General features: G+C 41.8%; 9 protein-coding genes. 6 read left to right on the forward strand and 3 right to left on the reverse strand.

All coding sequences use genetic code 11. From position 1 onward, the window contains the following. Nucleotide 1: 1 nt before the first annotated feature. The 3 genes from MHB56_RS23960 to MHB56_RS23970 all read right to left on the reverse strand — a co-directional run bounded on the left by MHB56_RS23960 (nt 2) and on the right by MHB56_RS23970 (nt 5,026). Nucleotides 2-1,105: a mandelate racemase/muconate lactonizing enzyme family protein gene (locus MHB56_RS23960; protein WP_339281900.1), complete on the reverse strand. Its 1,104-nt coding sequence runs from the start codon at nt 1,103-1,105 to the stop codon at nt 2-4. Nucleotides 1,106-1,115: 10 nt separating this feature from the next. After that, nucleotides 1,116-2,570: a GDSL-type esterase/lipase family protein gene (locus MHB56_RS23965; RefSeq protein ID WP_339281901.1), complete on the reverse strand. Its 1,455-nt coding sequence runs from the start codon at nt 2,568-2,570 to the stop codon at nt 1,116-1,118. Between the two features lie 110 nt (nt 2,571-2,680). Next, entirely contained in the window at nt 2,681-5,026 is a 2,346-nt protein-coding gene (locus MHB56_RS23970) for a helix-turn-helix domain-containing protein (RefSeq protein ID WP_076278595.1), read from the reverse strand. 180 nt (nt 5,027-5,206) lie between these two features. On the opposite strand from MHB56_RS23970, the gene MHB56_RS23975 reads away from it, so the two are divergent. The 6 genes from MHB56_RS23975 to MHB56_RS24000 all read left to right on the forward strand — a co-directional run bounded on the left by MHB56_RS23975 (nt 5,207) and on the right by MHB56_RS24000 (nt 12,892). Then, entirely contained in the window at nt 5,207-6,724 is a 1,518-nt protein-coding gene (locus MHB56_RS23975) for an extracellular solute-binding protein (RefSeq protein ID WP_081383134.1), read from the forward strand. A 189-nt stretch (nt 6,725-6,913) separates the two neighbouring features. Further along, the gene (locus MHB56_RS23980; protein ID WP_076301278.1) at nt 6,914-8,470 is read left to right on the forward strand and encodes an extracellular solute-binding protein; all 1,557 of its coding nucleotides are present in this window, start codon (nt 6,914-6,916) and stop codon (nt 8,468-8,470) included. A 133-nt stretch (nt 8,471-8,603) separates the two neighbouring features. Further along, nucleotides 8,604-9,578: an ABC transporter permease gene (locus tag MHB56_RS23985; RefSeq protein ID WP_036679252.1), complete on the forward strand. Its 975-nt coding sequence runs from the start codon at nt 8,604-8,606 to the stop codon at nt 9,576-9,578. 21 nt (nt 9,579-9,599) lie between these two features. Next, entirely contained in the window at nt 9,600-10,475 is an 876-nt protein-coding gene (locus MHB56_RS23990) for a carbohydrate ABC transporter permease (RefSeq protein ID WP_036679255.1), read from the forward strand. Nucleotides 10,476-10,515: 40 nt separating this feature from the next. Further along, entirely contained in the window at nt 10,516-11,619 is a 1,104-nt protein-coding gene (locus MHB56_RS23995; protein WP_076301277.1) for a glycoside hydrolase family 88/105 protein, read from the forward strand. Between the two features lie 151 nt (nt 11,620-11,770). After that, nucleotides 11,771-12,892, forward strand: a complete 1,122-nt coding sequence (locus MHB56_RS24000; protein ID WP_341144083.1) for a glycoside hydrolase family 88/105 protein — start codon at nt 11,771-11,773, stop codon at nt 12,890-12,892. Nucleotides 12,893-12,904: the final 12 nt, after the last annotated feature.

Here is a 12,904-nt window from a genome sequence, read left to right on the forward strand (position 1 = left end):
ATTAGTATTGTTGTTTGTGAGGTGCTAATTTGTCCCAGTCAAAGGTAACACCAGTGCCCGTTACTTCTGGCGCAACTGCCATCCCATTGTCTTTATTAATCACTAGCGGACGTGTAGTGTATTGATCGATAGGGAAGCTATGCATTTCGAGATAACCTGCATTTGGCATAGCTGCTAACAAACTAACGTGTAATTCCTGCATCCCATGTGTTGAAACGGAAAGGTTATAGGCTTGTGTTAAGTGAGCTACCTTTAACCAGCCCGTTATTCCGCCTATATTGGAAGCATCAGGTTGAGGAAAATCAACATGACCATATTGCAGCATGTGATGGAATTCGGTTAATGTGCGCAAGTTCTCTCCGCCTGCAACGGCCATTCCTGTTTCTTCAGCAATCCGTGCATAGCCGGCATAATCCTCCGGAATCGTTGGTTCTTCTAAGAAGAGAATGTCGTATTTCAAAAATTCGCGTGCGGCTTTTATCGCTTTTTCCACACTCCAGCTCATATTGGCATCGACCATAAAGGCTACATCCGGGCCGACCAATTGGCGTACCGCAGCCACTCGTTCCACATCTTCAGCTAATGTTTTTTGGCCAAGTTTAATTTTGACAGCCTGGAGGCCCATATCTAAGTATTTTTGATTGTTGCGCAGGAGCTTTTCTAATGGGAAGTTTAAATCAATCGCTCCACCATAACATTTGACCTCATTGCTTGCGCCACCAAGAAGTTTGTAGAGAGGTTCATCTGCTTTCTTCGCACGTAAATCCCATAACGCAATGTCACATGCCGCAATGGCGAAGCTAGCCAAGCCCCCGCGAGCAACATAATGTATTCCCCAGTTCATCTGCTCCCAGATACTTTCCACACAGCTGGCGTCTTTGCCAACTAAGATATGTGTTAATTCATTAGCAATTAGTGAGCAGATCGCTTTGCCGCCAAATCCGCCAGTATAGGTATAACCTACACCTTCACGACCGTCGTCCGTTCTAATTTTGACAATGGGAACTTCAAAATGAGTATGCAAGCCGTGTTTAGCATCCTCCATGATTTCTGGCAAAGGGATACGATAGTACTCCGTAATAACTTCTTTAATTAGAGACATCATTGATCACTCCTTATAAAAGTTGTTGTAAGTTTGATAGAGATGAGGCTGGATTTTGTTTAAGAGCTTGAACCACAAGTTTAGCAATTTGCCGGGCACCTTCATCTGAGAAATGAGTATCATCCTTAACCCCATTTGGGTAATTGGGATGTGTTTTCGCTGGCAAATGCATGAATAACTTCTTGGATTCCTCTTCGCCTAATGAACGATAGAGCGCTTGCGAGGCTGCGAAAATATCAAGTAGCGGAGTGTGCGTTTCTTCAGCCACTTGTCTCATTACCTCGGGATAAGCACCTACAGCAAACGGGTCCAGCTCTCCATCGGCGTTAAAGCGGCGGCGACTTACAGAGGTTAACAGAACCGGAGTCCCCCCTAGCTGCCTAGCAGCATCTATATATTGAATTAGATTATGGCGATATTCGGTTTCAGGATCGGTGTAACGTAATGGATCCTCTTTTTTCTCATCGTTATGTCCAAATTGAATAAACAGGTAGTCGCCGGGTTGGAAGTCTTTTCTTATAGCATCGAGGCGGCCGTCTGTTATGAACGATTTGGTGCTTCGACCATTAATTGCACGATTCTGGATTTGAATAGAAGTCCGAAAATAACTTTGCAGGTACTCTCCCCAACCGGTCATAGGTTTTTCTCCAGCGCCTTTAATGGCCGCAGTGGAATCGCCTGCAATAAATAGTTGTTGTCTCATAAGGTCTTCTTCTCCTTTAACGTATTGGCGTTCCCTTAACCAATTCTCAGCAAGGGAAAGCCATTGCTGGCAATGAGGGTGTTCTTTAGCAAGCCCTAAACCATGCCGCCCTTCTTCAAAGATATGTAATTCAAAAGGAATTCCCTGATTAGACAGGGCAGAGGCGAACAACAGACTATTCTCCACGGGAACGCTGGCATCGTTCGCTGTTGTCCAGATAAAGGTTGGAGGTGTGAGTGAATCCACCTGGGCTTCTGAGGAAAAGGAGTCAAGCTCCGTTTGTGATGGGTCGTCTCCAAGAAAATGTAGCCGGCTTCCCTTGTGCGAATGGGGCTCTTGGAAAGTGATTACAGGGTAACCTAACAGAAGAAGGTTTGGTTTCTCTGCTCTAGTGGTAGAAGAGATGGAAGCTAAGTGTCCTCCTGCCGAGAATCCAATCATCCCTACTTTGTCTGAGATCACATTCCAAGCTTTGGGTGCTTCCCTAATCCATTTGAGAGCTTCCTCAACATCATTTAACAAAGAAGAGACGTTGAAATCTCCGACCTGATAATCTAGTACACCTGCATGAATACCTAGACTGTTTAGCCATTGAGCCACAGGTTCTCCTTCATGTTTGGCTAAGTGCTGATAACCTCCACCAGGTAATACCAATATAAAAGGACGGGGGTGATCCGTCTCGAGCGGATAGAGGGTGAGTAGTGAGGTTTCCTGAGAAATCGCATCTTGTTCTACACGGTTAGTATTTAGACGAAAGTTCAACATTGCGTTCAAATTCCTCCCTAAATGGTTATATGCACACGTTAACATATTTTCCGAAAAAAAGAGAGACTCTTTTTTTTTAGATTCGGCCTTGAACGATTTTTTTGTGATTTTTACATAGATTCGTCAAATGTTGGTTTGGATTTAGTGCCTGTATTGTTATCCCGGTACTGTCCAGGGGTCATCCCTTCCTGTTTACGGAAAGATCGAATGAAATTCTGAGAATTGTTGTATCTTAATTTGGCTGCGATATCTTTGATCGGCATATCGGTTTCCTGCAGCCATTTTTTCGCCATTTTAAATCGGTACATCGTTAAATATTCGCTGAAATAGTATTGGGTCTCCTTACGGAAGACACTGCTGATATAGTTGGCGTTGTAATGCAGTCGAGAAGCGCATTCTTCCAAGGTTAGATCCGTATCATATTCATGTTGGATCAGATCAATGATTTTCTCAGAGATGTTTTGGTATTGGGCATTTTGCCTGCTGATAAAAATTTTGATCATCGGGTAAATGACCATGCTCCAGAACCAATCCTCAATCTCAGCCACGGTATGAAGGTCATGTAATTCCTCAAAAATAGAGCCATTAGCATGATAGATCTGATTTAAGCTAATGCCCGATTCCTGCATCATAATGAGCAAGTTATTGAGTAAGCGGGTCAACGGGATTTGATATTCCTGTGGTGAAAGCTCAAGGGCAAAGATAGATTTAAAAAGCAAATGAATCAGTTCCTTGGCTTTATCCGTTTCAGCCAGCTTGATCGCATCCATTAGATCGTTTTCTTTATGCGTAGGGTAGTTCAAGTTCAGATAATGTTTGCCGGAGTTAATGTTCTCATATTGAATAATAACGCCTTTGCCAAGCTTAATGCGATGCTTCAGTGCTTCAAGACCTTCTCTGTAGGCGATGGCTAGTTTATCGAAGGCGTTGAAGGGCAGGCTCAGCCCAATACTCACCTGCACCTTTAGATAATTATTTATTTCTTGCTGCAGCTTCTCCGTTAACGAATACAGTGTCTTATGAAAAGACTGGGTATCGCAGTCTGGACTGCCCAATAATACGACTACCGCATGGTCCATGATCACTGGAGCCAGCCGTTGTTCAGGACAGATTAACTCTTCGATCATATTGTGGGCAGCGAACAATAAGAGGCTGAGATCTTTTTTCTCATAGCTGGAATCCTCGGCATAATCAATAGACAACGTAATTACTGCCATGGTTTTCCATTCTTCAAGCTGGGTTTGGTAACCGAATTGCCCTAATTCTTCGAGTAAATCACGTTTCTTAACATTGCCGTGGAAGGCATTGATCAGAAAAAACGTACGAACCTGCTGAAAGTGTTGCCGGACTTCTTTTTCCAGCTGTGATTTGGATTGGAACAAAGAATGAACTTGTTCTCCTATAATCTGAAATTCATTGCGATGTCTCGATTTAATATCCGGTTTGCGTTGGCCCATCTGATTAAGCAGTCTTTCGATAGGGGTGTACATACGCCTGGAGCCGATCCAGGCCAGAAGAATGGAGAACAAGAGCATAAAGGTACACACGATTATCGTAAACATACCAATTTTATTGGACTCCTTCGTCAAGCTTTCCATGGAAGTAACCGATAGATAAACCCAGCCATTTAACTGAGAACGCATGAAAGTGACGGAGTAATTCTTTTTGTTGATCACAGTCTTGAACTGTCCGGATTGTTTAGAAGGATCAGAGATTAAAGGGACTTCTTTAAATCCGCCTTGCTCTTTAGGTTTTCCGATTAAGCTGGTATCCGGATGGAGCAGGAAGCGGCCAGCTTGATCCAGAACGATAATGTCATCGAGTGGCTGCACATCTGAATTAATGAAATCCTGAAGACTGCAGACCGGAATATTAGCTAGGGCAAGCCCATATTTTTGCAGCTTATTGGTGGGAAGCTTTTTGATAAGACTGATGCTGTAATTGCAGCCAGTGACGTTAATGCTCTCCTCGCTATAAAATAAGGACGATGGATTCAAAATCCATGAAGTATCGTCAGCTATATTCATTAGATTAGAGAGTTGCGCGTGGTTTTTGTATTCATTCAGACGGTAGACGCCTGAATTTTTGATCATCCAGTTCTGCTGCTGATTGAGCAGGATGACATCCTCAAGTTTCGTATCGAAGGATTGCATATTGCGGATTTCGTTTCTTAAATCATTATATAAAATGAAATCGGTTTCATTTAAAGGGTTATTTAGTGCTTTTTTTAATACACTAGAGTTGATTACTTGGTTTAATGTTTGATTGACAGTTGTTAACTTATGTTCTACATTTGAGGTGATTTGTAATATAAGTTCCATTTTACTGTTGTTTACGTTCTTTTGGATCTCATTAGATGATGTGAAATAGGAAAAAGAACCGATGAATATCACCGGCAACGTGCTAATTACAAAGGCAAAAATCGTTAATTTACTTAAAAAGCTTAATGGTCTCACGGGACTCAGCACCTTTACTTATGTAGAAGTAGACACTTGTTCTTAGTGTATGAAACCTGGTGGAAAATAACAATAATCATCTCGTTCTGCAATAATCATTAACCCTAATTATGACTACAAAATGGAAAATCTTCAAGCTGTAGGGTGAAAATCCTTACAATACCTTAGGAGGCTGTAGAAATGTTTAGACAATTTTTGTGTAGAAGGGCAACGTTATGTTGCTGCTTATTTTTCATGCTTGTTTTCCCTATGTTAAGCGCTTGCAGTGATGGAAAGTCAGCTGGTTCTGTACTGCAAGAAGCTCGCCCGAGCATTTCCATCTTGGCACCTCTTCATTTTCCACAGCAGCCTTCAAAAAAGATTATAGCTGAGATTGAAAGATTAACAGGGGTGGAGCTTGATATCACGTGGGTGCCTGAGGGTGTTTATACCGATAAAATGAACACGGCGTTGACCACTAATTCCTTGGGAAAAGTCACCTTTGTGAAGTTCTCAGACTATAATCTGGTGAAAAACGCCATCCGTTCTGAAGCATTTTGGGAGATCGGCCCATATCTTCAGGAGTTCCCCAATCTTAAAGCACTGGACCCCGCTATTCTTAAGCAGACAGCTGTTGATGGTAAGATCTACGGCCTGTATACAGAACGCCCTTCCTCCAGACAGGGTGTCATAATACGTAAGGATTGGCTGGACAATCTTCATTTAAGCAATCCACAGACCTTAGATGACCTATATGAAGTAATGAGGCAATTTACATATAACGATCCGGATCAGAATGGCAAACAAGATACCCTTGGATTAGTCGATCGTAATGATCTTGTTTATGGTGTATTTAAGACACTAAGCTCTTATTTTGGCACACCAAATAATTGGAAGCTAGAGAATCATCAATTTGTTCCGGAATTCGTAACAGCGGAGTATATGAACACAATGAATTTTATGAAGAAATTATATGATGAAAAAATCATAAATCAGGACTTTGCTCTTACCAGTAAAGAGGTTCAACGCGATAAATTCATTAACGGTATCGCTGGTGTGTTTATTGGCAGCATGACTGATGTGCAGCGGTTGTCAATTGAAGCTCAAGCATACAATCCAAAGGCTGAACTTACGCTGATCAATCGTATCGAGGGGCCTGATGGATATAAAGTGTGGTCTATCCCCAATTACAACGGACTGTATCTCTTTTCCAAAAAGTCCATTGCCACAGAGGAGGAGCTTCGGCAGGTGCTTGGATTTTTTGATCGGACCATGGATAAAGATGTATCCAATATAATGATGTATGGCTTTGAGGGGCGGCATTATAAGCTTGAAGGCGGAAAAATTATCCTTCCCGAGGAAACCTCACAACTGCGGGTACAGGAAGTGAATCCGCTATATGCTTTAATGATTGCGGACATTAGTAATAAAAACATTATGGAAGTGGCTCAGAAGGAGCAATTAACCTCTCTAGCAGATCAGCTGAGTAAAGATAATGAATCTTTTCTGGTTGATGACCCGACAGTTTCTCTTAGCTCATCTACTTTTGATGAGAAGAATATGGAGTTATCTACAATCATTGTGGATGCTACATATAACTATATATTAGGTAACATTACCGTCGAGGGATTCCAGCAAGAGGTTGAGAAATGGAGAGCTCGTGGAGGCAATCTTATTATTAAGGAATATGCTGAGGCTGAGTTTGAGACAGAAAAGTAAATAGGTTAAAAAGGTTTTGATCCACTGCGGATAATGCGGTGGATTTTTTTTGTGCTGCGATATCCCGATAATCATTTGCTCAGATCCCTTTCAGAACGCGCCGTTATGGGGAAATGATTGTTTTCGTAACCTTGCCGACGATGTAACGTGGAACTCGTAACCAATACAAATTATGGAGGTCAAAATGGTATGAAGAAGAAATCCTTCACCATGTTGTTAACAGCACTGTTAACATTCAGCACATTGTTAGCTGGATGCGGTGGTAACAACAATAACAAAGAAGAAGCAGCAGCCCCAACTACAAGTGCACAGAACACTACGAAGGTGGAAGAGACTGAAGCACCTAAAGAGGAACCTACAGAAATCAAAATCATGCTTCCATTGAATACATCAGAGACTCCGCCTGATACGATTAAGAATGAACTTGAGAAATTGACCAACACGAAGCTGACTTATCAATTTTTTCCGGCTGATACTTATGAAGAAAAACTGAATTCATCTTTTGCAACGGGTTCATTGCCGCAAGTAACATATTTGAAGAATCAGACAACCTTCATTCAGATGAAAGAAGCGATAAAAGACGGACAATTCTGGGAAATCGGTCCACTATTAAGCGAATTTCCGAATTTGAGCAAATTGAAACCAGAAATTCTTAATAACACGAAAGTAGATGGCAAGCTTTATACCCTATATATCGGGCGTCCACTTGCACGCCAAGGGATCATTTACCGCAAAGACTGGGCAGATAAATTAGGACTTGCTGCACCAGCTAATGTAGATGAATTATTTGAAATGGCTAAAGCCTTCACAGAACAAGATCCAGACGGTAATGGAAAGAAAGATACTACCGGTATTATTGACCGTAATGAGTTGACCTATGGAGCTTTCAAAACTGTTTCGTCTTGGTTCGGAACACCGAATACCTGGGGTGAGAAGGATGGCAAATTAGCGCCTGAATTTACCTTCGATGAATATTTCGACACAATGGATTTTTTCAAAAAAGCTCGTGATGGCGGATACATTAATCAAGATTTCGCTGCCACCAGTAAAACGGATGCTGTAAATATGTTTAAGGCTGGAAAGGGTGGACTCTATATTGGGGGCTCCATGCAAGATATTGATGCCATCAATAAAGATACTATTAAGAATAACCCTGACGCTGTTTTGGATGCGCATAGTATGGTTGCAAGTCCAGATGGAAAATATGCTCAATGGATGATTCCAGGCTATAACAATGTTGTCTTGTTCCCGAAATCTGCTGTCAAGGATGAGGCAGAGCTGAAGAAGATTCTTGCTTTCTTTGATCAAATGATGACCCCAGAAGTAGCTAATTTGATGTATTGGGGAATTGAAGGTACTCACTATACCGTTGAAGACGGTAAAGCGAAAGCTGCAGACGACAAAGAATTGATTGAACGTGAAGTAAAGGGATATAAGGACAGCGTTATCGGCGAAGCTGAAACCAATGGAATGTACGAGAACTATAACACGCTGCCAGGAAGAATTCATGCAGATCAATTGGTTCTTGAGAATGTCAAAGTTGGTGTAGCGGATCCAACAGCTGCTATGGATTCGGCTACCTATACAGAAAAAGGCGTAGAGCTTCAACAGATTATTACAGATGCAACCTATAAATATATTTATGGTCAGATTGACAAGGCTGGATTTGAGAAGGAAGTAGAGAACTGGAAGAGCCGTGGTGGAGATAAGATTATTGAAGAATACAACGCGTTATACAAAAAATAGTAACCCGTACTCGAATAGTTAAGCGACAAATTGTAGCTGAAAAGGTTGTTGATCTTGTTTCAACAACCTTTTCTATTCCTCACTGGGTTCAGAAATATCGTGTTTGAATAAAGAAGGAGAAAGGAAGAATATCATGCAGGAAGTCACCGCACAGCCCAGCTCAGCTCCTCAAATGAATCCTAAGCCTGAAATTTATAAAAGCAGCAGCGAACTGAAAAAGCGGCTGTGGAGAAATAAATGGCTCTACGTCATGCTAACTCCGGGAGTACTGTATTTTTTGATTTTTAAATATCTTCCAATGTACGGATTAATTATCTCATTTCAGGATTACAAACCCTATCAAGGGATCAACGGTAGTGACTGGGTAGGGATGAAGCATTTCAGCAGGTTGTTCACAGAGCCGGATTTCTTAAATATATTAGTGAACACACTTATTCTTTTCGGATTAAATATTCTTATCTATTTCCCGATGCCGATTATTCTTGCCCTGATGTTAAATGAACTTCAAGGCAGCTTTTTCAAAAGAACCTTTCAGACGATCTTCTATTTGCCCCATTTTCTGTCATTGGTTATCATCGTCTCCATTTCTTATGTAATGGTCACGATGGATGGAGGGATTATCAACGAGCTGCTTGTCTATTTTGGTTTTGAACCAATCAATTTCCTGCTTAATCCAGGGTGGTTCAGGCCCATGTATATTATTCAGGTGATTTGGAGAGAAGCAGGTTGGGGAACGATTATTTATCTAGCTTCCATAGCTGCGATTGACCCAGGGCTTTATGAAGCATCGCGTATGGACGGAGCTGGAAGACTTAGACAAGTCTGGCATATCACTCTTCCAGCGATTAGAGGCGTAATTATTACATTATTTATTCTGAAAATTGGTTCCGTTCTTGATCTTGGATTTGAACATGTATATCTGCTACTTAACTCCATGAATCGAGAAGTTGCGGAAATTATCGATACGTATGTATATACTGCTGGTTTGAGACAGGGGCAGTTTAGTTACAGTACAGCTATTGGATTCTTTAAATCGATTGTAGGCTTTGTAATGGTGATGATGGTGAATAAATTATCCAAGAAAATGGGAGAAGAAGGCGTTTATTGATATTTTGTGGGAGGAATCGAAATGGTAGAAGATAAAACAATCAGTGGTAGAATCTTTTCTGCTATAAACTTTACGCTGCTTGCGATCATTGCTTTAATTACTGTGCTTCCCCTTGTTCACGTTGTAGCAGGCTCTTTCACAACGAGTGCAGAACTAGCTTCTAGCAAATTTGTACTGATTCCAAAGGTATGGAGTCTGGAAGCGTACAAGTTCATCTTTTCGACGAATACAATATTTAAAGCCATGGGTGTTTCCATTGGTGTCACGGCAATTGGTTCTATTTTTAGTTTGTTTATAACTTCTTTGATGGCCTACGCTCTTACCAGAAAAGATCTGGATGGTCGTAAAGTGGTTAACTTCATGGTTGTGTTCACCATGCTTTTTCATGGTGGGATGATTCCAACGTTCCTCGTGGTGAAGGAATTAGGACTAATTGACACGTACGCATCACTGATTCTACCGTCAGCGATTAGTGCCTTTAATATGATCATTTTGAGAAACTTTTTCCAAAATATACCTGAAGGTTTGGAGGAATCGGCCAAAATTGATGGTTGTAACGATTTTGGAATATTATTTCGGATTGTATTGCCACTATCCTTACCTGCATTAGCGACGATCGGATTGTTCTATGCGGTAACGTATTGGAATACCTACATGAATGCGATTCTGTATTTGAATGATAGTGCGAAATGGCCAATACAGGTTCTGCTCAGACAAATTGTCGTCCTTGCCAGCGGTATGGATCACAGCGCTACACTGGATGCTGCTGTTCCACCGCCAGATCAATCAATTAAAATGGCTGTTATTGTTGTAGCTACCTTACCAATAGTTTGTGTGTATCCGTTCCTGCAAAAGCATTTTGCCAAAGGTGCCATGTTGGGTTCTATGAAGGGCTAGCAAGAAAGAGAGAGACTATACTTAGGGGAGGAGCTTCGAGATGACTGTACAGATACCTACAACGCCGATAGAGTGGGCAAAAAAAGCTTGCGATTCACTAATAGATACTTACAGGGCGGGAGAGCTTCCCCCTGCGCATCGATGGCACTATCATCAGGGTGTATTTCTGTGTGGCATGGAGCTTTTGTGGAATGCTTATCAAGAAGACCGTTATATCAACTATATTCAGGAATATGTAGATGATTTGGTGGATGAATACGGGAACTTTTATTTTGCACGTGATGAGCTGGATGCGGTTCAAGCAGGACAGCTACTATTCACTCTTTATGAACGGACAGGCAAACTTAAGTATCGTATTGCAGCAGAGAAGCTAAGAAATTTACTGCTCACACTAAATAAAACCTCTGAGGGCGGGTATTGGCACAAGGATAAGTACGCCAACCAAATGTGGTTGGATGGACTTTATATGGCAGGCGTATTCTCCTTGAAATATGCTAATGTCTACGATGAACCAAGCTTGCGTGAAACGGTCCTTCATCAGGAAATGTTAATGCGCAAGCATATGAAGGATGAGACAACGGGTTTGTTATACCATGCCTGGGATGAGAGCCGGCGGATGCCTTGGTCGAATCCGGAGACGGGTTGTTCACCGGAGTTCTGGAGCCGATCATTAGGATGGTATGGTCTCGCCTTATCGCAATTTCTGGATCTGTTACCTTCCCATGATTCAGCCCGGACAGAGCTTTCTACTACGCTGAGAGATTTTGTGGATGCACTTATTCGTTACCAAGATCAAAAAAGTGGACTTTGGTATCAAGTCGTAGATAAGGGACATGAGCCAGATAATTGGCTGGAGACTTCAGGGTCATGTTTGTTCGTCTATACGATTGCCAAAGCCGTGAAGCATGGCGTTGTAAGTGATGTGACTATCGCTACAGCTGCCGCTAAAAAAGGATATGAAGGGTTAACCAAAGTAATCCAGTGGGATGAGCATAACCGATTAGTTCTGCCGGACATTTGTATCGGTACCTCAGCTGGAGATTACGAGAGTTACGTGACTCGGCCTAAGGTTAAAAATGATCTGCATGGTGTGGGCGCATTGGTGATGGCTTGTGTTGAAATACAGTCAATGCTCCAAGACTGAATCGCTCCGTATCCTTACTAAACAATGACTTGATTCTCTGAGATTTCAGAGAATCAAGTCGTATTATTTTATGTACAAAGTAATCCTTAAATCGGGTGAACCTATTTTTAGTTTTTGAGCTCTTAAATTTATAAATATTTTGGGGGTTGGGATGAAGAAATCACAGTGGGCAATTCAAACGGCAGACTCTATTATGGCGCGGACACCGAAGCTTTATGAAGATAAAGGCTACAAAGGAAGCTGGACCTACGATTATGGCGTGGTATTGAACGGTTTTGAATGGCTTTGGAAGCAGACCGGTGATTCGAAGTATCTGCAGTTCATTCAAGATAATATGGACTACTTTATTCAGGAAGATGGCAGTGTCAAGGGCTACCACCTAGAGGAGTATAATATCGATCATATTAACAACGGAAAATTATTATTGACTCTATATAAAGAAACGAAGCAGGAAAAATACAAAAAAGCGGCTGCTTTACTTAGAAAGCAACTTGAGACCCATCCGCAAACCTCGGAAGGTGCTTTTTGGCATAAAAATATATATCCCTATCAGATTTGGTTAGATGGACTTTATATGGGCGCTCCTTTTTATTTAGCCTACTTGCTAGCTTTTGAAGAAGGGCAGGGACTTGAGGATGTAACCAAACAATTTATCTTGTGTGAGAAGCATACGAAAGATCCGGTAACAGGTCTGCTATATCATGCATGGGATGAACAGCGTATTCAACCTTGGTGCGACCCTGAAACAGGACTTTCGCCTAACTTTTGGGCCCGTTCACTTGGCTGGTATCTCATGGCTTTAGTTGATGTTCTGGAATTGCTGCCTAGTGAGCACTCAGATTATCCAGAGCTGGTACGAATACTAAATGATACCTTAACTGCGGTGAAGAAATATCAGGATAAGGAATCCGGGGTCTGGTATCAAGTGATTAATCTAGGGGAACGCAAAGGAAATTATCTTGAGGCCTCTGCTTCAAGCATGATCGTGTATGCCATGGCTAAAGGTATCCGATTAGGCGTGTTAAACGCTGGATGGTACGAAACATTAGATCTGGCTCAACAAGGACTTATCTCGGAGTTTGTACTAGAAACCAAAGAAGAATGGGTCAATTTAAATAAGAATTGCCAAGTAGCCGGATTAGGTGGAGTGGACCAACGTGACGGTACTTTCGCTTATTACATTAGCGAGCCTATTGTCACTAACGACCAAAAAGGTGTGGGTGCTTTCCTACAGGCTTGTGTGGAATATGAACAATTAAAAGGCTGGATCTGATATAGAACAGGG

The organism is Paenibacillus sp. FSL H8-0315 (assembly GCF_038005365.1).
In the GTDB taxonomy this organism is placed as follows: Bacteria; Bacillota; Bacilli; order Paenibacillales; family Paenibacillaceae; genus Paenibacillus_AQ; species Paenibacillus_AQ odorifer.

Coding starts and splice junctions, on each gene's coding strand:
- MHB56_RS24000 (WP_341144083.1), top strand. CDS start 11,771: ATGAAGAAATCACAGTGGGCAATTCAAACGGCAGACTCTATTATGGCG.
- MHB56_RS23985 (WP_036679252.1), top strand. CDS start 8,604: ATGCAGGAAGTCACCGCACAGCCCAGCTCAGCTCCTCAAATGAATCCT.
- MHB56_RS23975 (WP_081383134.1), top strand. CDS start 5,207: ATGTTTAGACAATTTTTGTGTAGAAGGGCAACGTTATGTTGCTGCTTA.
- MHB56_RS23960 (WP_339281900.1), bottom strand. CDS start 1,105: ATGATGTCTCTAATTAAAGAAGTTATTACGGAGTACTATCGTATCCCT.
- MHB56_RS23965 (WP_339281901.1), bottom strand. CDS start 2,570: ATGTTGAACTTTCGTCTAAATACTAACCGTGTAGAACAAGATGCGATT.
- MHB56_RS23990 (WP_036679255.1), top strand. CDS start 9,600: ATGGTAGAAGATAAAACAATCAGTGGTAGAATCTTTTCTGCTATAAAC.
- MHB56_RS23980 (WP_076301278.1), top strand. CDS start 6,914: ATGAAGAAGAAATCCTTCACCATGTTGTTAACAGCACTGTTAACATTC.
- MHB56_RS23995 (WP_076301277.1), top strand. CDS start 10,516: ATGACTGTACAGATACCTACAACGCCGATAGAGTGGGCAAAAAAAGCT.